Source organism: Paralteromonas sediminis (genome assembly GCF_003820355.1).
In the GTDB taxonomy this organism is placed as follows: Bacteria; Pseudomonadota; Gammaproteobacteria; order Enterobacterales; family Alteromonadaceae; genus Alteromonas_F; species Alteromonas_F sediminis.
The window spans coordinates 499849-520492 of sequence record NZ_RPOK01000004.1 but is presented as its reverse complement, the minus strand read 5'-3'; the positions used below and the strand labels follow the sequence as shown (position 1 = coordinate 520492).

General features: G+C 46.5%; 16 protein-coding genes and 1 riboswitch. Of the genes, 4 read left to right on the top strand and 12 right to left on the bottom strand.

Annotated features, from left to right (window positions below):
• Positions 1-8 precede the first annotated feature (8 nt).
• The 5 genes from DRW07_RS14380 to ccoG all read right to left on the bottom strand — a co-directional run bounded on the left by DRW07_RS14380 (position 9) and on the right by ccoG (position 6268).
• Positions 9-929: an AEC family transporter gene (locus DRW07_RS14380; protein ID WP_124028624.1), complete on the bottom strand. Its 921-nt coding sequence runs from the start codon at positions 927-929 to the stop codon at positions 9-11.
• 39 nt (positions 930-968) lie between these two features.
• Positions 969-1592: a thiol:disulfide interchange protein DsbA/DsbL gene (locus DRW07_RS14375; RefSeq protein WP_124028623.1), complete on the bottom strand. Its 624-nt coding sequence runs from the start codon at positions 1590-1592 to the stop codon at positions 969-971.
• 105 nt (positions 1593-1697) lie between these two features.
• A complete protein-coding gene (locus tag DRW07_RS14370; protein WP_124028622.1) occupies positions 1698-3587 on the bottom strand; it encodes a TonB-dependent receptor plug domain-containing protein in 1890 nt (629 codons plus the stop codon).
• A gap of 72 nt (positions 3588-3659) precedes the next feature.
• Positions 3660-3860, bottom strand: a riboswitch (cobalamin riboswitch).
• Entirely contained in the window at positions 3857-4834 is a 978-nt protein-coding gene (locus DRW07_RS14365; protein WP_124028621.1) for a serine/threonine protein kinase, read from the bottom strand. Its footprint overlaps the riboswitch before it by 4 nt.
• Positions 4835-4837: 3 nt before the next feature.
• Positions 4838-6268 carry a cytochrome c oxidase accessory protein CcoG gene (gene ccoG, locus DRW07_RS14360; protein WP_124028620.1) on the bottom strand — a complete coding sequence of 477 codons (1431 nt, stop codon included), beginning with the start codon at positions 6266-6268 and terminating at the stop codon, positions 4838-4840.
• A 133-nt stretch (positions 6269-6401) separates the two neighbouring features.
• Between ccoG and DRW07_RS14355 the strand changes: the two genes are divergently transcribed.
• Positions 6402-6767 carry a hypothetical protein gene (locus DRW07_RS14355; RefSeq protein ID WP_124028619.1) on the top strand — a complete coding sequence of 122 codons (366 nt, stop codon included), beginning with the start codon at positions 6402-6404 and terminating at the stop codon, positions 6765-6767.
• Between the two features lie 81 nt (positions 6768-6848).
• Positions 6849-7403, top strand: coding sequence for a DUF3016 domain-containing protein (locus DRW07_RS14350; RefSeq protein WP_124028618.1), 555 nt, complete (start codon positions 6849-6851; stop codon positions 7401-7403).
• Between the two features lie 54 nt (positions 7404-7457).
• Here DRW07_RS14350 and DRW07_RS14345 read toward each other — a convergent pair whose 3' ends face one another.
• Together DRW07_RS14345 and DRW07_RS14340 are read right to left on the bottom strand one after the other, a co-directional pair.
• The gene (locus DRW07_RS14345; RefSeq protein WP_124028617.1) at positions 7458-9218 is read right to left on the bottom strand and encodes an acyl-CoA dehydrogenase family protein; all 1761 of its coding nucleotides are present in this window, start codon (positions 9216-9218) and stop codon (positions 7458-7460) included.
• 68 nt (positions 9219-9286) lie between these two features.
• Positions 9287-9670, bottom strand: coding sequence for a hypothetical protein (locus DRW07_RS14340; protein WP_124028616.1), 384 nt, complete (start codon positions 9668-9670; stop codon positions 9287-9289).
• A gap of 255 nt (positions 9671-9925) precedes the next feature.
• Here DRW07_RS14340 and DRW07_RS14335 point away from each other — a divergent pair, with 255 nt between their 5' ends.
• Both DRW07_RS14335 and DRW07_RS14330 read left to right on the top strand, forming a co-directional pair.
• On the top strand, positions 9926-10984 hold the full coding sequence (locus DRW07_RS14335; protein WP_124028615.1) for an efflux RND transporter periplasmic adaptor subunit: 1059 nt from the start codon (positions 9926-9928) through the stop codon (positions 10982-10984).
• 2 nt (positions 10985-10986) lie between these two features.
• On the top strand, positions 10987-14097 hold the full coding sequence (locus DRW07_RS14330) for an efflux RND transporter permease subunit (RefSeq protein WP_124028614.1): 3111 nt from the start codon (positions 10987-10989) through the stop codon (positions 14095-14097).
• Here DRW07_RS14330 and DRW07_RS14325 read toward each other — a convergent pair.
• From DRW07_RS14325 to dnaG, 5 genes are all read right to left on the bottom strand, one after another.
• Entirely contained in the window at positions 13995-14732 is a 738-nt protein-coding gene (locus tag DRW07_RS14325; protein ID WP_124028613.1) for a hypothetical protein, read from the bottom strand. The genes DRW07_RS14330 and DRW07_RS14325 overlap by 103 nt on opposite strands.
• Before the next feature lie 5 nt (positions 14733-14737).
• Positions 14738-15619 (bottom strand): discoidin domain-containing protein, encoded by an 882-nt coding sequence (locus DRW07_RS14320; RefSeq protein ID WP_124028612.1) that lies wholly within the window; start codon positions 15617-15619, stop codon positions 14738-14740.
• Positions 15620-15834: 215 nt separating this feature from the next.
• Positions 15835-16314: a DUF3718 domain-containing protein gene (locus tag DRW07_RS14315; RefSeq protein ID WP_124028611.1), complete on the bottom strand. Its 480-nt coding sequence runs from the start codon at positions 16312-16314 to the stop codon at positions 15835-15837.
• A gap of 287 nt (positions 16315-16601) precedes the next feature.
• The gene (rpoD, locus tag DRW07_RS14310) at positions 16602-18428 is read right to left on the bottom strand and encodes an RNA polymerase sigma factor RpoD (protein WP_124028610.1); all 1827 of its coding nucleotides are present in this window, start codon (positions 18426-18428) and stop codon (positions 16602-16604) included.
• Positions 18429-18608: 180 nt separating this feature from the next.
• On the bottom strand, positions 18609-20390 hold the full coding sequence (gene dnaG, locus DRW07_RS14305; RefSeq protein WP_124028609.1) for a DNA primase: 1782 nt from the start codon (positions 20388-20390) through the stop codon (positions 18609-18611).
• Positions 20391-20644: the final 254 nt, after the last annotated feature.

Genomic DNA, 20644 nt, shown 5'->3' with positions numbered 1-20644 from the left:
GCGCGCGACTATAAAAAAGCAATTATCAGCATGTACAGCGGTAAGCAGAGCACCGTAGTGAGCGCAATTGCATCGGCTGCCAGCACTTTGTCACCGCCCAGTTGTTGGGTTGCCGGGAAGCTGGCTGTGGCCGTGGGAGCCACACTCAGTAACAGGAGCACAACAAGGGCGTTGTCTTCAAGCGCAAACATCAGGCCAAAAAACAGAACAATGGCAGGATAGGCAAAGCACTTTGCCAGCGTGATGACAGTGAGCAGGCGGACCCGCTTACGCATATCGCCAAATTTTATAGTAGCACCAATGCATAACAGGGCCAGCGGCAAGGTAACCTGACCAATTAATTCGCCCGTTTTAAGCAACACCGTTGGAATAGGGATCGCAAGCAAAGAAACTGGAAGCGCTAGGCAAACAGCAATCACTAGGGGGCTTTTAAAAACTTCCTGGAGGATCTTCCCTTGGCTTATATAAGTCGTGGAAAAAAGCAGCAGTACCCAAACCGCCAAAAAATTAAACAGGGGTACAATAAAACCTAGGTATACACTTGCGAGGGCCAGACCGCTGCTACCCAATAAACCCTTGCAGATAGCAAGCCCGACTATGCCCATGTTTGCCCTGAAGCCGGCCTGAACAACCACACCTCGCTGCAGATGCGGTACCTTCATCCACCCGGTTCCAATTAGCAATAGTAAAAATGACAGTAATGAGCCCAGTAGGCCCGCTAGCATCATTTTGCTGTCAAATAGCGAAAACATGTCTGCCTGACTAATGGCAGTGAACAGCAAACCCGGTAAGGTTACCTGATAAGCCAGTTTATTTGCGGCGGTAACAAAGTCTGGCTGAATGACATTTAGCTTGGCTAGTAGCTTCCCCAGACAAATTAGGAGAATAACTGGGGCGACTACGGTAAATGCGGTGTGAACAGATGACATAAAAAAATCCCCGGTCTGACCGGGGATATCACATATTCGTTAAGGCTGTTGAGAGAGCCATACCAGGAGGTTGATGATATCGTCAGTGGTCATGTTTCGGGTAAACTGAGCCTGGTATTTACCGTTCACGATAAAATTAGGGACACCGTTGATGTAGTTCCGATAATCGTTTATCTGCATGTTATTTTTCTTCAACATGCTGTTTACGCCAAAACTAGCGGCCAATTTATCAAACTCTGCTGCATCGACACCATTCGCGATAAAAATGCTACGCAAGTCGTCTAACCCGGTAATTGAGGTTCTTTGTCTGTGAATAGCGTTAAAGATAGCGGCATTCAGCTTATCTTCCTGCTTAACGGCACGAGCAATCACCATGGCTCGTGTGGCAGCATCTTGTATTTCTGGTGTGGTAAAACGCATAAAATTGACGTGTACCTTATTGAAACTGACATCCTCAGGCATCTTTTCCTTTATTTGGGCTATCAGTGGTTCAACACCAAAACAAGCAGGGCACCAAAAAGAGAAATACTCACGGATCTCTGGTTTTTCCGTTGCGGGTTTATCAAGTACGGTATAGTGCTTGCCTTCCTCCCACTGTTCTACAGCAAAAGCCTGTAAAGGGAGTAAAAAAGCGAGAATAAACAAGGTACAAAGTTTTTTCATACGTCTTCCAATTCAGTCATTACAACGATATTACGCGCTAGACTACCACAGCATAAGCCATGAAGCATCGCGCAATATCGCAATTTGTTGATGATTAGACCGATATTAATGGCGATAACTTACACTGAATAAGGCACTCAATGGTCTGCCTGCATAACTCACCACATCTTGGTAGTCAGTATCTAACACATTCTCTAATCTCAGCGAAGCTAGCCAATGGGCATTAAATTGATACTCAAGGTTAGCACTGAGGAGCGTGTATGGCCTCAGGTTGACTTTGGTTGCGGGCCAAGTAGCAAAGGAGTCGTCTTGCCTGCTTCCTGTATAAGCCAATTTTATATACCCAGACCAGTCGCTGTCTTTCAAATCAGAGTAAAGCGTCATCGCACCCTGATGACTGGCTCGGCGAGTTTCGTCAACACCAGAGGGTTGTTTGGCATCCAAATAACCGTATGTTAGCTGAAGTTTTGCCCCTGGTAATGTTGCTGTCGCACTTAGGTCAAGGCCTTCTCGGTTACTATCGCCAGCCATGTTTTCTGCCGTAGATAAGCCTAGATCAGCATTAAAGGCAAACCCGTTTATTTCATCGGTAAGTTTACTGTTAAACCAGCTGACATCAACAGAGAGCGCAGGGGTTGGCTGCCAGCTGAAGCCCAGCTCCCAGTTCTGACTCTTTTCTGGTCGTAGGTTGGGGTTACCAACAAAGGAGGCGGCGAAGAAACCGAAAAGCTCCGTAAATGAAGGTGCTCTGACAGCTTCTCCGGTGCTGGCAAACAGGCTAATCTCGGTATTTATCGCCTGAGTAATGCCAACGCGCCAGCTGGTGGCGTTGTCAAACCGACTATTGTTGTCAAACCGGGCCGATGCACTGACATTGGTACTGGTCGTTAGATGTCCATTCACTTCGGTTAATACAGAGCGCGTCACATCGTCCTGTTTTTGGTTTGGGTCGCCCCAATCGCTCGCGGTGCCTCGTTGTTGGAACAAGCGTTGTACCCACTCTGCGCCGGCGGCGATTTGCCAGTTGTCATTAACATCGTAAACGTTTAGCCAGGTTGCCTGAAGTCGATTACCCGTTGTCCCGCCAGTGTTTAGTCCACTATTCACGCTATTGTTGTCGTCTTCACTGCCAATGAGTTGCAATGAAGTATGATAGTTGGTGTCTTTTGGGGTGAATTTCCACAATATCTGTAGATGTTGACGGCTGCCGTCTGTCACATTATCCGCGTCAACCTGTACGCCGCCATTACTGCTGTCATACTCTACTTCATAATCGGAATGGCGGGCAGAGAGGGTGAGTGTGTTTTCATCGTTGAGTTGAGTGCTGAATTGCACCCCCGCGGTAAGATTGTCATATCCATCATCCTCTTCACCCTGCAGTGCAACATTGGAGCCCTGTGTATTCAGTGCGGTGATATAAGCACCCAACTGACCATAGGAAACTGGTTTGGCTGCGCGAGCAGAGAATTGTTTGGTATTTTGTGTGCCAGCCGAAAGGGTGCTTTGAAATTGGTCGCCCATGGCACCAGAGACGGTCGTAATGCTGATCACGCCGCTAACCGCGCCGCTGCCCCAGAGTGCGCTTTGAGGGCCGCGCAAAAATTCAATTCGCGCAACATTGCTGCTGGTCAAATGCGCCAAATCTATCAGACCGCCTTGTGCTTCATCGTTGGCTACTACGCCATCAATAAGCACCAGCACATGGTTGGTTTCACTACCGCGAACACGAATTTCAGTTAACGCTCCTACGCCACCAGATTGTGCAACAGTAATACCCGGTAATCCACGCAGCAGGTCAGTAACAAGTACTGCCCCAGATTGTGTTATTTGAGCTTGATCAATTACAGTAACCTGCGCCGCTATTTTGTCAGCTGACACATTAAGGCGAGAGCCCGTGACCTTGATAGATTCGATTTCACTTAAGGATTGCGCGCTGGCAGAGCCAAACACTGACGTTATTGCCGCGCAGGCAAGTATAGTTTTATAGTTTTCCATTGTATTGTAATCCACGTAGCACTCCACCCGAGTGCTGATTGTAAGACTGTCTCACGCTCATCAATAAAGCGAGGTGAAACTCCTTACCAGGCCGGTATCCGGGCTCACCAACATGCTTATGGGCATGCATTCGGCCTTCCCGTTGTTAATAAACAACAGTGGCATACCGAGTCTTGCGTGGTTAACCGTTGCGGGGGCAGCGTTTGATTTTCACAAACTTCCCGTTTAACCCCGGTAAATGAGAGCCGGGGCACCTGATGCGGGGCGCACTATACGCGAGTGAGCGGGGGTTCGTCCAGTGCAGCTAATTGCTCTTTTAATGCAAGTATTTGACCTTCCCAGTATTTATCCTGAGCAAACCAAGGGAATGCTCGCGGAAAAGCAGGGTCCTGCCAACGCAGGGCTATCCAGGCCATGTGGTGAACCATGCGCATGGCGCGCAAAGGTTCAATCAACCTAATTTCCTTACTGTCAAAATGTTGAAATTCTTCATAGGCTTCTAACAAAACGTCTAACTGAAGGAGCCTGTTTGCGCGGTCCCCGCTGAGCATCATCCACAAATCCTGAATGGCCGGGCCGTTTCTGGCATCGTCTAGATCAACAAACGTAGGCCCATCTCGCCACAGTATATTTCCAGGATGACAGTCACCATGAAGTCGTAAAGATTGCCATTTTTGATCATTAAAACGCGCTTCTGTGGTTTGAATGACGGGATCCATTATGGCCCAGAATGCGGTTTGCAAATGGTGGGGAAGTAATTCACAGTTTTCTAAGACGGATTTGGAATGACTTAGATAATTCGCGGTACTGATAGTGGGGCGATGCTCGAATACTTTGACTTTCCCCACAGAGTGAATGCGACCGATAAACCGGCCCATCCATTCCAGTTGATCAAGATCATCATTCTCAAATTGCCTGCCGCCAACAGAAGGGAAAAGGGTAAACCTATATTGATTCCAATGATGCAAGGTGTTGTTGTGTATGGTTAAGGGCGCTGCAAGAGGAATGTCCTGCTCAATGAGTTCGGCAGAAAATGTATGCTCCTCTTCTATCGCTTGATTGCTCCATCTGCCTGGCCGATAAAACTTTACAACATAGCGTTTTCCGTCGTCAGCAATAAACTGATATACACGGTTTTCGTAACTGTTAAGCGCCAGCAAACCTGATGATGCGTAAACACCAATACTTTCCAGCGCATCCAAAATAACGTCGGGTGTTAACCCGGAAAAAGAAAAATCATCGTTCATCCGTTAACGATACAGGAAACGCGTCGGTTCTTTAACTGTGATTATTGTTTCGCTGTCTTTTGTTGTCACGGTAAAGTGTATCTCTGTTACCCGTTCTTCGAGGTTGTAAGGATCTGTTGCCAAAGAGAGGGGGACGGTGAGCACCTCTCCTGCTTTGACAAATACCTCTTGATCACCACTGAGTTCATACTCAGGCAGCCCTTGCACATCGATAGTGTAATGATAGTCCTGCTGTGATTTGTTCAGAACCTTCAACGTATAAACATTTTCGATCAGGCCGTCGTTAGTTTCCCGGTAGAGGGTTGTACGGTCGCGAATGATATCCAGTTCCAGTGGCACTCGAAGTACGATGTCGGCAACCAGCGCGCCTGTCATTATCATTAATACCACAAAATACCCAATCAGCTTGGGCCTGAATATCTTGGTTTCGCCACCTGCCAGTTCATGTTCAGAGGTAAAACTGATGAGCCCCTTGGGATACCCCATTTTTTCCATCACGCCATTGCACGCATCGACACAAGCGCCACAATTAATACACTCGTACTGTAGGCCATTGCGAATATCGATACCGGTAGGGCATACCTGTACGCATAGATTGCAGTCTATGCAGTCACCGAGACCTTTTGATTCGAGATCGGAATGGGCAAGTTTTCGCGAGCGTGGACCTCGCGTTTCACCCCGTTTAGTATCATAAGCGACAGTGAAAGTATCTTTGTCGAACATGGCTGACTGGAAGCGGGCATAAGGACACATATGTGTGCACATTATTTCACGCATCCAGCCTGCATTTCCGTAGGTACAAACGGTAAAAAATATAACAAAAAAGCCGGCCCAAAAAGTGACATTGAAGGTGAAGAAGTCGACAAACAACATATGTATGGGGGTGAAATAGCCCACAAAGGTTAATGCCGTGAGCAAAGATACGCCGACCCATGCCAAATGTTTAAGAGACTTTCTGATGAACTTGTCGGCATCCATTTGCCTGGCATCTAACTTCTTCCGTTTATTGCTACTCCCTTCTATCTTTTCTTCAAACCAGATAAAAATAAATGTCCAGGTAGTTTGCGGACACATAAAACCACACCAGACCCGCCCAGCAAACGTAGTAACAAAAAAGAGTGCAAAAGCACTGACAATCAAAATGTAGGCGAGTAAAGTTAAATCTTGTGGCCATAGGGTTAAGGCAAATATAGAAAAGCGTTGCTGGCCAATATCCAACAGAACGGCTTGAGTTCCGTTGTATTGTAGCCAAGGAATGATTGCAAAAATGCCAAGAAAAATAAGACCAAAAAAGCGTCTGAACGTTTCCAGCGTGCCTTCTACTTTGCGCACATAGATATGATTGCGGGACGACACCCCACTGTCTTGTTCGAGAGATTTGGGCTTGTGAACCTTGACGGGAGTCACATTCTTGACGGGGATTGGATCGTTCATAAATACCTTCAAACGGAACTGAATACCAAGTTTGCGTTCGGAAGTATAACAATGGTCGTCAAAAATTGTTTAATATAGATCAAATATAAAAGTGTAAACGCTGTGCAAACATTACACGGAGCAGAACAATAGCATGAAACGTTTTTTTTATTGGCTGGTAGTCGTTGCAGTATTGGTGGCTTTTTATCAGTCTGACCTAGCTGATGACCTGCTTAAGGGCAACGAAGTTGGTGTGGGTAACTGGTTCAACAAATTGTCTGATGCGGCGGAACAAAAAGTCCTGCGAGATTTTCGTGAGGAAGCTAAGCCGCTGCTGGCTGAATTAAGTGAGAACCAGCTGAAGTATACCGAGCACGTTATGAAAGATCGGGAAACGCTGGGCGTATTTTATCTGCGTTATTGTAAAGGCGACGATATTAACCCCTATATTTATGGCAATACCCGTGAAAAATTCTGTGAGCAGATTCAAGAAGCCGGTATTTTGCGTAATCACAGATAAGGACGAATTGTTCATGGCGTGTTCAGGTTCGGTTGTTACACTTTGATAAAGAGTAAAAAAGTACGTGTTAAGGGGAAGACCATGCGTAAATTACTGCTAGTCTCAGCATTGTCATTGAGTACGATGACAAGTGCCACTGCGATTGCCGACGAGAAAGATCAAACTGTCAAAAATGAGGAAGGCCGTGTGCTGATCACATGGCAGTCTCCTCAGGACTACTCAGATATCAGGCCTTCTCTACAAAGTCGCCGCTCATTTAGAAAGCAGGTCTTTCGAGAGTTGGACGAGGCTTTTGAAAAGCTTGCCGAAACCCTTCCAGAAGGGCAAACCTTGCATGTAACGGTTACTGATATCGATTTGGCGGGACAAGTTTGGCCAGCATCGTTTGTAGGCATAGGTTCGGGCGGTGAGGATGTACGCGTTGTTAAACGTATCCACATCCCAAGAATGACATTTAGCTATGTGCTAAAAGATGCATCTGGCAATGACATCAAGGCTGACGACGTTAAAATTAAAGACATGGGCTTTCTGGATGGATTGTCTGTTCGCTTCAGCGAACGTCCGTTTGCTTATGAGAAAAGAATGCTCAAGGACTGGTTTGGTGACACCTTCAGTGAACAGGTTGCAAAACTATAAAAAGAGAGCCAAGAGGCTCTCTTTTTTGATTGCAGACTGAAATAACTTCAATCGTTAAATGTAGTCAAATTCACTTCCTGAAACAGCCAGTACTGTGTCAGCACCGGTTTCTAGAGCCGCCAGGTGCATATCTTTGCGCGGCAACAGGCGTGCAATATAAAAATCACGGGTTTTTCCTTTTGCGCTGGCCAATGTCGTGTTTTCACTGCGAGTCGCCGTGTCTGCCATGCTGTACCAAAGCACACCAATCAGTGAGTACGCACAATAGGCTAAATAGTCACATGCTGCAGAGGCAACATCTTCAGCGCTTTTTCCAAGTTGTGATGTAGACACTGACTTCCATTCCTCTAGCAGGGCTGTCGCTTTTTCCTTAGCCCCTGTCTCTTCGATCATGCTCACTTTAGAAAGGAAAGCCTGATAGGTCGCATTCATCATTTCACCGCCATCTCTGGTTAGCTTTCTGCCAATTAGGTCAAGTGCTTGAATACCATTTGTGCCTTCATAAAGCTGGGCAATTCGTGTGTCGCGCACCAGTTGCTCCATTCCCCATTCACGAATATAGCCATGACCGCCAAATACCTGAACCCCGAGGTTACTGGCCTCAAGGCCCATATCTGTCATAAAGGCCTTACAGATTGGGGTAAGGTACTGAATAACCATGCCTGCCTGGTGTTTTTGTTCGCCGTCAGCATACTTCTCGATGTCCATCATTTGTGCATACATCATAGAAAGTGCTCTGCATCCTTCCACCAAGGCTTTTTGGGTAAGCAGCATGCGCGCGACATCAGGTTGAAAAACAATAGGATCAGCCTTTGAATCAGGTGATTGGACACCCTGTGGAGCACGGCTTTGCAGACGCTCCCTCGCGTAAGCTAGTGCGCCCTGGAAACTAGCCTCAGCGGTACCAAGCCCCTCAAGACCAACCTGAAAACGCGCATCATTCATCATAGTGAACATACAGGCGAGCCCTTGGTTCTCTTCACCAACCAACCAACCCGTCGCACCGTCGTAATTCATTACACAGGTAGGACTGGCTTTAATGCCCATTTTCTTCTCGATACTGCCCACAGACACTTTATTTTTCTGGCCAGGGTTGCCGTTTTCATCGAGCAAGAACTTGGGCACGAGGAACAAGCTGATCCCCTTAACGCCTGGGGGCGCATCAGGGAGACGAGCAAGGACAAGATGAATGATATTGTCGCTCCAGTCCTGGTCGCCTGCGGTAATAAAAATCTTATTGCCAGTGATTTCATAGCGGCCATCACCAACAGGTTCTGCTTTTGTTGAAAGCAAACTCAGGTCTGTACCCGCATGTGGCTCAGTGAGGTTCATGGTGCCTGTCCATTCACCACTAATCAGCTTGGCCAAGTACAAGGACTTGAGTTCCTCACTGGCGTGTTTGGTGATAGCAAGAATAGCACTCTCAGTGAGCATGGTGGTGAGGCGCCAGCTGAGGTTTGCTGAGTTAAGCATCTCATGCACAGGGACCGCCATGGAATAGGGAAGATCTTGACCATCATACTCAGCACTGCCAAGCATGGCATTCCAGCCATTGGCCACATAGTCTTTGTACGCTGCAGAAAATCCGTCAGGGGTAGATACTTGTCCATCTTCTAACTTGCAACCTTGCTCATCACCTTCTCGGTTTAGAGGGGCGATGACGTCTGCGGCAAATTTGCCGCCTTGCGCAATAATTTCGTTAGCGAGCTCTGCATCAAATTCTTCTACGCCAAGGCTTTTGTAGTGTTCATTAATGTCTAACCAGTCGTTGAGCAAAAACTGAAAGTCTGCAAGTGGGGCCTGATACTGTGGCATGTTCACTCCTGAATTCAAACGGTCGTTTTAATTTGTTTAGGAGTATACGTGTTTTTTCGGTTTACAGGTTAGTCTTCTTTGTGATTCTTATTGAAATGTGCCACGTAGGCTTCACGCAGAGGGATAAGCATCTCTGGATTTTTGAGATCGTTTCTTGTGAGCAAATACGGGTTCTTAGCAACCATATATTCATATTTATCCGAGGTTCGCCAAGCTGGCAGAGCTAACCCTCGTTCTGAAATGTGGATATCGTTGCTCAGTAAACAAGAAACAATGGTTAACTGAGGGGTCTGGAACAAAAGTTGGTTAACTTCAATGTTTATGCCAGTTTTTTCCCACGCATAGCGGTGTAGTTTGCACAACCCATCGGAGCCTTCTGCGGAAACACCTAAAGTAGTAGGCAAACCGTGTTTTTGTTGCACTAAAATAATGGCTTGCTGTTGAGGGATCATGCAAACCAGTTGACCTGAGTCGGGGACTTCGCTGGTTATATTGTTCCTGCAAATTGGGGAATCGAGTGGATCAGTACAACCAAAAAGCGCTGAAACCCCCAAAATTATTGATAAAAGAACCCTATAAATCATTACAGCCTGTAAACTATTTCGCCATTAATCTGCTATTAATCCTAATAGTTTGTTTGGCGTAATGGTACTGCAAAATTCCGCTGCCCCAACGTACAAATAAAAGTCTAGAAAAGGTAAAAAAATATGGGCTCAAGTGGCAAAGTTTCACCACTGTTAATTGGTATTGTTCTACTCGCTGCGTTCCTAGTGTTCATAAACTGGCCACAGCAACAGGAAGAGACTGTAAATGGGCCACGTAAAACGCCTGTTAAAGTGGCACAAGTGAAGCAACAGGCCTTTCCAATCGTCATCGAAGCGCTTGGCACAGCCCGGGCCAATGAGTCTGTAACGCTTACAGCACAAGAAACAGAATTGGTTGTTGATATAAAGTTTGATGATGGTCAATATGTCGAAGCAGGGCAGTTATTGGTGCAATTCGACGATAAGGAAGAGCGCGCTAGAGTCAATGAGCTAGAGGTGAACCTCAATGAAGCGAAACGACAATTAGCGCGCATCAGCAACCTCAAGAAAGAAAGTGCGGCATCAGAACAGCTGTTTGACGAACAACAGGCCAGAGTGAATGCCATGCAAGCGCAGTTGGAAGTCCTGAACGCTCAGTTAAATGAATTGCAAATACGAGCGCCCTTCAGTGGGCAGCTGGGCATAAGAGAAATCAGTGTGGGTTCTTTGGTTCGTCCGGCTGATGTGATCACGACCCTTGATGATGTGTCTGTGGTAAAAGTGAACTTCAGTGTCTCGGAAAGTCATCTTGCTAGTTTACGCACTGGTCTTAGTGTAGAGGCAAGTTCTGTGGCGTACCCTGGTGAGCGCTTTAACGGCACTATCAGTAGTATTGATTCACGCATCGACCCCGTCACCCGCTCTATTCTGGTGCGTGCAGCTATCGATAACAGCGAGAAAAAGCTTCGCCCAGGTATGCTATTGCAAATCACCTTGGAGAAGCGTGTCCTCGACGCTTTGGTCGTGCCAGAAAAAGCACTTGTCCCCAATGAAGATAAGCAACTGGTTTATGTACTCAATGGCGACTCAGTGACAGAAACTGAAGTAAAGATTGGCGAACGCAGACCTGGTTTTGTGCAAATCGTGAGTGGGCTTGAGGCTGGGCAGCGGGTGGTTGTCGATGGCACCCTGCGAGTGAGAGACCAGTCAAGCGTCAACGTGCTAAATGACGATGAGGAATAACCATGTTGCTGTCTGATATTTCAGTTAAACGTCCGGTTTTTGCGAGTGTTGTTAACCTCTTACTCATCATCTTCGGTGTCGTAGCCATCAGCTTGCTCTCGTTACGAGAGTACCCGGATATCGACCCACCGATTGTATCGATCGACACTGATTACCCCGGTGCATCGGCAAGTATTGTAGAGACCCGTATCACTCAGGTGATAGAAGATCGCATAAGTGGTATTGAGGGCATTAAAAACATTACTTCACGCAGCCGTAATGGTCGCTCCAACATATCAATCGAATTCAAGTTATCCCGCGACATAGACGCAGCATCTAACGATGTGCGTGAGCGAGTCAGTCGAGTATTGGACAATTTGCCTGATCAAGCCAATCCTCCTGAGGTGTCAAAGGCCAATTCCGATGAAAACGTGGTGGTATGGTACAACTTGCGCAGTACTAACCTAAATACGATGGAACTTACTGATTACGCTGAACGTTTTGTGGTAGACAGGCTGTCGATTGCAGAAGGCGTCGCTCGCGTGCAAATAGGGGGAGGACGACGGTATGCGATGAAGGTCTGGCTTGACAGAAATGCCATGGCTGCCAGAGGTGTGACCGTTGCAGATATTGAGCGTGTAATACGCTCAGAAAACGTTGAACTGCCTGCTGGGCAGGTTGAGTCAAACGACCGTGACTTTGAGGTTCGTGTTGCTCGTACCTTCCTAGATCCTGATGACTTCGCCAAGATCGCTGTCGCCACCGGTGCTGATGGTTACCTGGTCAGGCTAGGCGAGGTAGCAAATGTTGAACTTACGGCCGCTGACAATAAGACAGAGTTCCGCGGCGATGGCGTCAACATGATAGGTCTGGGAATTGTCAAACAATCTAAAGCCAATACGCTAGAGGTAGCTCGTTCTGCCAGAGAACAAATAGCGCGTATAGAGGCAACATTACCGGATAATATTTTTATCGTTCCCAGTTATGATTCTTCAGTCTTTATTGAAGAATCCATCAGCGAAGTATACAACACACTGGGTATTGCCATGTTCATGGTGATAGTTGTGATTTACCTGTTTCTAGGCAATATCAGGGCTACCTTAATCCCAGCGGTAACTGTGCCGGTGTCACTTATTGCTGCCTTTATTGTGATGTTCGCGCTGGGATTTTCTATCAACCTGCTAACCCTTTTAGCACTGGTGTTGGCTATCGGACTTGTTGTAGATGACTCTATTGTTGTGTTGGAAAATATTTACCGACGCATAGAGATGGGTGAGCCCCCCATTTTAGCCGCTTACAGAGGTGCCAGGGAAGTTGGCTTTGCCGTGATTGCCACAACACTGGTATTGATATCCGTGTTTGTTCCCTTAGTGTTCTTAGAAGGAAACATAGGCAGGTTATTTACTGAATTTGCATTGGCGATTGCCGCAGCGGTTGCCTTTTCTAGCTTTACTGCACTCACCTTATCTCCCATGATGGCCTCTAAAATTCTCAAGAAACGCAGCCGATCGGGCGGCTTTGGTCGTTGGGTCGATAAGGTCTTTAAATCTGTAGAAGCCCGCTATCACAGAACACTTGGCAAGACTTTACACCAACCTGTCATGATGACAGTGCTGCTGGTATTGTCTGTGGTCTCCGTTTACCAACTTTTTAAGCTGATTCCCGAAGAGTTTGTTCCGCGGGAAGACAGAGGAAACTTTTTTATCCTGATGCAGGCCCAAGAAGGGGCGAGCTTTGAAAGTAATGCGGAGAATTTAAAACAACTAGAAGCCATATTGTTGCCTTACCGCGAACGCGGAGAGCTTAGCAGGGTATTGGTGAGAACGCCTGGCTTTGGTGGCAGTGCGGGTATTGCTATTGTTGGTGGACCAGATTGGGATGAACGGGAACGGGATACCTTTGCGCTGATGAATGAAATCAATGCAAAAATCAGTCAAATTCCCGATGTAAGAGCATTTAGTATTATGCGCAGTGGCATTGCTGGAAGAGGGTTTGGTCGACCGGTGCAATTTGTCCTGCAAGGTGACACTTACGAAAACCTGGTTTCATGGCGTGATACTGTGATGGAAAAAGCGGCAGAAAACCCGAACTTGTTAAGGCTCGATACTGATTATAAAGAAACTTACCCTCAACTTCTGGTTAAAATCGATCGTGACAGGGCCGCAGATCTTGGTGTGTCTATCAGCGACATAGGTAGAACGCTTGAAACCATGTTGGGTCAACGCCGAGTATCAACCTTTCTGGATCGCGGTGAAGAGTACGATGTGATTTTGGAAGGTGTTGAGGCTGATTATCGAAGCCCTAACAGCATTGAAAACCTCTATGTACGTTCGCAACGAACCGGCGAACTTATTCCTATGGACAACTTGCTTTCCTTTACTGAACAGGCCACATCTGCTGAGCTAAATCGGTACAACCGCATGAGAGCCATTACCATCTCGGCTAACCTGGCCGACGGCTATACGGTGGGTCAGGCATTGGCGTTTCTGGAAGATATAGTGGCAACAGAGTTGCCTGATGCGGTTTCCATTGACTACAAAGGTGAGTCTCAGCTGTATCAGGAGTCGGGCAATTCGTTTATTTTCATTTTTGCTCTTGCTTTGGCAGTAACCTATCTGGTGTTGGCCGCGCAATTTGAGAGTTGGGTTCATCCTTGGGTGATCATGCTAACGGTGCCGTTGGCACTCCTTGGAGCCTTTGTTGGGCTCTATTTGGCCGGTATGAGCATCAATATTTACAGCCAAATCGGACTGGTTATGCTAATCGGTCTGGCGGCTAAAAACGGTATTTTGATTGTGGAATTTGCCAACCAGCTCAGAGATGCTGGTGAAGAGTTTGAGCAGGCCCTGAAACACGCGGCAGTGTTACGACTCAGGCCGATTGTGATGACCGGATTTACCACAGTGTTTAGCGCGCTGCCACTGGTACTTGCATCTGGTCCAGGTGCAGAAAGTCGCGCTGTAATTGGTATGGTGATTTTCTCGGGTGTGCTGATTTCGGCATTTATGACGCTGTTTGTCGTGCCGACCGCCTATGCCTGGTTGGCGCGAAATACAGGTTCTCCACAACGCAGAGCGAATACCATCAGTGAGTTGCAGGAGTCAGTTCCGTATAACAAAGGCGAGCTCAACTGAGAGACTCTTCGTTGAGCTTCGGCTGCTATACCTAAGTTGTCAGGGACCAGCCTGCCGATTTTTATGGTAAAGCTGTTATTTTCCAATACAGCGGCACGGCTGCTAAGCACGTAGTTCTCTACTTGATTGTCAGACATGCCGCTCTGCTGAAGTTGGTTGGCATATTGATGACTGGCACTGAGTTCCCGCAACTGTGTCAGGCCTTGTAAACGGGAAAGACGCTCTGATAAACGACTGTCCCGTTCAAAGTAGTCGAGCAACCGCTGCTGCCCTTTCGTAATGTTATCGGGCGTAGTGGCCTGCATTTGACCACTATCAAAACCAAAAGGTGGTAACTCGCTCACCCCAAACCGCTTGGCTAAACCCTCGACTTCAGACGATACCTGCTCATAGTAAAAAGCAAACATGTCATCAATAGCCTCTTGACTAAGGTTTGCCTTACCCGAGGTGATTTTGTCCACCATTTGCTCAATACTGTCAAAACTACGGGTGCTTTGTTCTATGTCGTTTACCTGTTGCCGGGTGTCGTTTCGGCTTTTGCTAACAATGGCATCGAGCCGGGAGGAATCTCCTGGCTGGTTGTTTTCCAGGTATTGAAACAAAGACGCCGATGCGAATTTACTTTGAATATCCATAGATGCTACTTATTTTGATACAATTCCCATTCATCGACTTCAATAAAATTGCCGTCGCCGTTGTTGGACTCAATCTCAAGTCTGAAGAAGCGCCCAGTCACCACACCACTAAAGGGGGTAACTGTAATTTCCTCTGCGCCGAGGACAAAAGATTCAAGATGAACAAAGTCCTCTCCATCATTGGAATACAAAATATTAACATTGCGAGGGCTCCTGCCCAGTTCGACGGATTTTGCATTTACAAATAGTCGTGTACCAATCAAAGAAACTTCTTTGCCGAAGTCGACTTGCAACCAAGGTTTGGTAAATTGCCTGTTTTCATATTCTCGTTTAACCAACCAGATCCCACGACCTATTTTTTCATCAGTATCTACGTTGGTTTTGACGTTATATACATAACCATCAAAGGCAGCTGCCGCTGCGTCTTGGCCATAGAAAGCACTGGCGGTATAACTGGCCTCACTCAGGCCATTAGTGCCAACAAGGGCAACGTTGCCATAGCTCCCTGTTTCTTTTAGTAATCCAGCACTAGGATCGCCACCCGGTGCTTGTCCATCTTCAAAGAGCTTGGGCAATGTTATTGCCGTGAGTGAGCAATGGTTGTTTTCATAACGCTTGTAATGAAAATCGACTAGGCTGTTGCCCGTTCGTGCGAGTATTAAAGTGTCATACCATTTTTCAGCAGTGTTACTGTCAAGAGAGAAGCTAAAATGAAAACCATTTTTATCACAAAGCAGCTCATCGTCTTCTTCCATCATCAAAACTGACAAATTTACGTCACCTGAAGCGTTTAGTTGAAGTTCATTGATGACTGACTTGTAAGAGGCGGTATCTGCGTTCAATAGCGGGCTGGCGAGAAGTGACGATATTAGTATCGCGTTTTTCATGTTGATTCCTTTCTTTCGTTGGAAATTTAAAGATTGAGGAAGCAACTAGAGTGCCATGATTCAGGAGACTGCTATTTTTACGGCCTACATGTAGACTAATTACACGTCGGTCACTCTGCATTGTTCAATGAAACACAAGCCGCTGAAAAATTGTACAGAAAAGACCAACAGACTCCAAAAATATGCTGGCCAGCCCAAAGGGCTGACCGAGTTATCTATTCGCCAGCAGACATTATCTCTACCTGCTTATTTTTGAATCGTCTTACGAAGTTAGACAAAGTCTTGTAGTTGCAGCTCACTGGTCCGTTAAAGTTGTGCTTAGCTCTAGCGGCTTCTTCACCCAAAGCAACAGCATCCAGGCACAGCTGAGAAGCGCTATCAGTTTTGGTTGCCACTAAACGTATGCGTTTATTTTGACTTGCATCCTCAAGAGTACTCTTCGCAGTCATTGCATATTGTCTGGAAAAAGCAGTCAGAGACTGGTTGTTACAGCTTACCGATGCCTTAAATGTATTGAAGTGAAGGCCTTGGTTTTGAACTAGCGCTTTAGCCGCTTCCAGACCTTCTGTGGCAGAAACAATACACGCTTGTGTTGCCAATCCATCGTTAAGTGCTTCAAACTTAACCTTGCTGGCAAAGGCCGTACTAGAGAATGCTAAGGCGCACATTGTCACCGTATAAGTTAATCGTTTCATCGTTACCCCATTTATGTAATTAAAGTACATCAATCATTTGTCTTTCTTCATTTTCGTTACAAAAGTACAAAGATCAAGCCTTTTAAGTAATAAAATTACATAAAAATCATTATTTAACAGTGCCTTAACTTAATATGTGTAATAAAGTTACAGGGTGGGGTTTGTTTTCTTTTTTGTAACATCGGGCAATTCTGCTATCTAACGTGGTGCTGTGCAGTCAATAATGAAATAAAGACAAAAAAAAGAGCCGCTATTTAGCGGCTCTTTATCATACTTATTGATGAGTACTATTCGTCTAAGAAGCTTCTAAGTTGCTCTGAGCGGCTTGGGTGACGCAGTTTGCGAAGCGCTTTTGCTTCAATCTGACGAATACGCTCACGGGTAACGTCAAATTGCTTGCCTACTTCTTCAAGGGTGTGGTCGGTATTCATATCGATACCAAAGCGCATGCGAAGTACCTTGGCTTCACGAGCCGTCAGTCCTGCAAGGACTTCCTGCGTGGCGTCTTTCAAGCTACCACCGGTCGCCGAGTCAAGAGGCTGTACAATAGTGGTGTCCTCAATAAAATCGCCAAGATGCGAATCTTCATCATCACCAATAGGCGTTTCCATTGAGATTGGCTCTTTAGCAATTTTGAGTACTTTCCGGATCTTGTCTTCAGGCATCAACATGCGCTCTGACAACTCTTCAGGTGTAGGCTCACGGCCCATTTCCTGAAGCATTTGACGAGAGATACGATTGAGCTTGTTGATCGTTTCAATCATGTGCACTGGAATACGGATAGTTCTCGCCTGGTCAGCAATTGAACGCGTGATGGCCTGACGAATCCACCAAGTGGCGTATGTTGAAAACTTATAACCGCGACGATATTCAAACTTGTCTACCGCTTTCATCAGACCGATGTTTCCTTCCTGAATCAGGTCCAGGAATTGTAAGCCTCGGTTGGTGTATTTCTTCGCAATTGAGATAACGAGTCGCAAGTTTGCCTCAACCATTTCTTTCTTGGCGCGGCGAGCCTTGGCTTCACCTATGGACATGCGACGGTTGATGTCTTTGATATCAGCAATGTCCAAACCGGTCTCTTGTTCGACCTGGTTCATTTTGCTGATACTGCGTTCAATTTCTTCTTTATGTACCAAAAGTTCAGGCACATAGTCTGCACCTGACGCAAGCGCTGCATTCAACCAATCTGTAGTGGTTTCATTACCTGCAAAGGCCTTGATGAAGTCTTTTTTGGGCATCTTAGCCTGAATGACACAGTGCTTCATGACCAAACGCTCCTGAATGCGGACGCGGTTCATCATGTCTCGCATGCTTTTAACCATGCGGTCAAATTGCTTCGGTACTAACCTGAACTCTTTGAAGACTTCACTTAATTCGTTTATCTGGGCACGTGCATCAGGGTGGGCTCTTCCTTTGGCTTCAATAGCACTACGGGCTTTTTCGTATTGGGTTCTCAGTGCTTCGAAGCGCTCGCGAGCGAGTTCAGGATCGATACCCGTATCTTCTTCTTCATCGTCATCGCCATCATCATCTTCGTCGTCGAGCTCCTCCTCAGACAGCTCTGAACCGACGTGTGTAGCGGTTGGTGCTAAATCCTGTTCGTCGTTAGGATCGACAAAACCTGAAATAATGTCGCTGAGACGAATTTCTTCCGCCTCGAATAAATCCCATTGGTCCAGCAATTCCGTGATTGCTTCTGGGTATTCTGCCACTGAGCACTGTACTTGATTGATACCGTCTTCAATTCGCTTGGCTATTTCAATTTCGCCTTCGCGGGTTAACAATTCGACCGTGCCCATTTCTCGCATATACATGCGAACTGGGTCGGTGGTACGACCGATTTCACTCTCTACGGTAGCGAGAGCCTGTGCAGCGGCTTCGGCCGCGTCTTCGTCGGCGGTTGCCTCTTGCATGAGAAGTTCATCGGCTTCAGGTGCAGATTCTGATACCTGAATACCCATGTCATTTATCATGCGGATGATGTCTTCGATTTGGTCGGAGTCAACAATATCCTGAGGAAGGTGGTCATTAACTTCTGCAAAAGTTAAATACCCTTGCTCTTTCCCTTTTGCTATTAGAAGCTTAATTTGTGACTGCTTGCTTTGTGCCATAAACCCTACACTATTTGAAATTCACACATTACTGCTCAGAGGTTGCCTGCTAACACAACAAAAGCACATGGATAATGTGCCTTTTCGTTCGATTTTCACCAATTTTCGGATTAGCGCAGCGAATTAGCCAGTATAGCAGGAAAACCCATTTTTTGACCAGTATTTGTCGAAAAAATATCACTACTGCTGTGATTTTATCAACAGCGCCAGTTCCTGCTTTTCCTCGTTGCTCAGGCCGCCCACACGCGAACGAGAAATCAAGGTCTCCATGCGACTTTTAACCATCCAATCAACTAACATGGCAAAGCTGTCTCTGTAAGCTTTTAACGGATCGTATTTCTCACTTACTGTTAAACTTTCCATTTGCAACAGCTTACCGATTTGCTTGATCTGGGGATGATCGCGAAAGTATTCAAGGAGGAGCGCACTACTGGCCTGTGGATGTTCGCGGCAATAAGTGTGTACATCCAGTAGTAGAGGTAGACCAGAAATGCCGCTATCCACGAGCACTTCAGGCTGTACAGACGTTTCCTGACTGGCCAAATAAGGGTATTCCACTAGCAGTTTAATCAAGGTACGAAGTGGCGTAGTTTTTGTTTTCTGTTGTTGCTCGAATTTAGCCTGTTGGTTGGGTTTCGCATGTTGATTGCGCGCCGATGCCATATCCCGAGCCAGCTGATATCGGTCGTATTCACCAGTATGTTTACTGAGGGCTTCCATCAACAACTGTTGTTGATTTTCACCGGGTACTGTCTCGATCATGGGTATAGCTTGCGCTTTCAATGCAGCTTTGCCTTCTGCTGAGCCGACATCATGTGTTTTAAGTAGATGATCAAAGAAAAATTGGGAAAGCGGCATTGCTTTGTGTAGGCGAGCCTGAAAGGCTTCAGTGCCTTCTTTACGCACCATGGTGTCGGGGTCTTCACCATCAGGCAAAAATAGAAATCGTAAAGTAATGCCGTCTTTCATAATGCTAAGTGCATTTTCAAGAGCACGCCAGGCAGCTTCTCTACCTGCCCGGTCGCCATCATAGCAGCATACAATGGTATCTGTGTTACGCATCAAAAGGTGGAGGTGCTCTGGCGTTGTCGCAGTGCCCAACGCGGCAACGGCATTATTTAAGCCATATTGGCTGAGTGCGACTACGTCCATGTAACCCTCAACGACGACAACATTGTCTAACTTACGATTATTTTGACGCGCCTGATAAAATCCGTATAACTCATGACCCTTGTGAAATAAACGCGTTTCTGGCGAGTTGAGATATTTGGGCCCCCCGTCACCCATAACACGGCCACCAAACCCCACAACTCGACCCCGTTTGTCGCGAATGGGAAACATGATGCGATCACGGAAAAAATCATAGCGTTTCCCTGCATCGTTTTGCGTGATCAACTTTAAGTCGAGAAGTTGTCTGACGGTAGCGTCATTTCTACCAAAAGTAGACAGGATTGCATCCCACGCATCGGGCGCATAGCCAATTTCCCATTGCTTAACAATTTCGCCGGAAAGTCCCCGTTGTTTCAGGTATTCAATTGCCTGAGACCCTTTCTCATGACGCTTAAGTTGATGTTGAAAAAACTTAGCGACCTGATCCATCAGTTGATAATCGGTATCACGCTGCGCTCTTTGCTGATCAGTCATAACCGGGCGGTTGGACGCTTCACGGGGCACCTCAAGGCCATGTGAGCGTGCTAATTCTTCCACCGCTTCAACAAATTCCAAACGGTCGTATTCCATTAAGAAAGACAACACATTGCCATGGGCGCCACAACCAAAGCAGTGATAGAACTGCTTGTCCTGACTCACGGTGAACGAAGGCGTTTTCTCATTGTGAAAAGGACAACAAGCTTGATAGTTCTTACCCGCTTTTTTAAGCTTCACGCGACTATCGATCACGTCCACCACATCACTGCGGGCGATTAAGTCATCAATAAATTCGCGGGGTATTCGGCCAGCCATGGTTACCTGAAAAAACGTAAAAAAGGGATGCTACTTTACTTGGTTTGGTTTGATTTGGGCAAGGTCAATCAAGCTATTTCTTTCTGAAGTCGTTAGTTACTAGGGAGAGGTGTTTGCTTTTCAGACACGCTGTAAACCCATCCATGGGCGCTCCGCCTCGGCATCCTTGCCTCGGAGGGTCTAAAAAGCAAACACCTCTCCCTAATAACCAACTCGATCCAGCGTGGTGACTAACATTATTGTTTTGAAAAGTT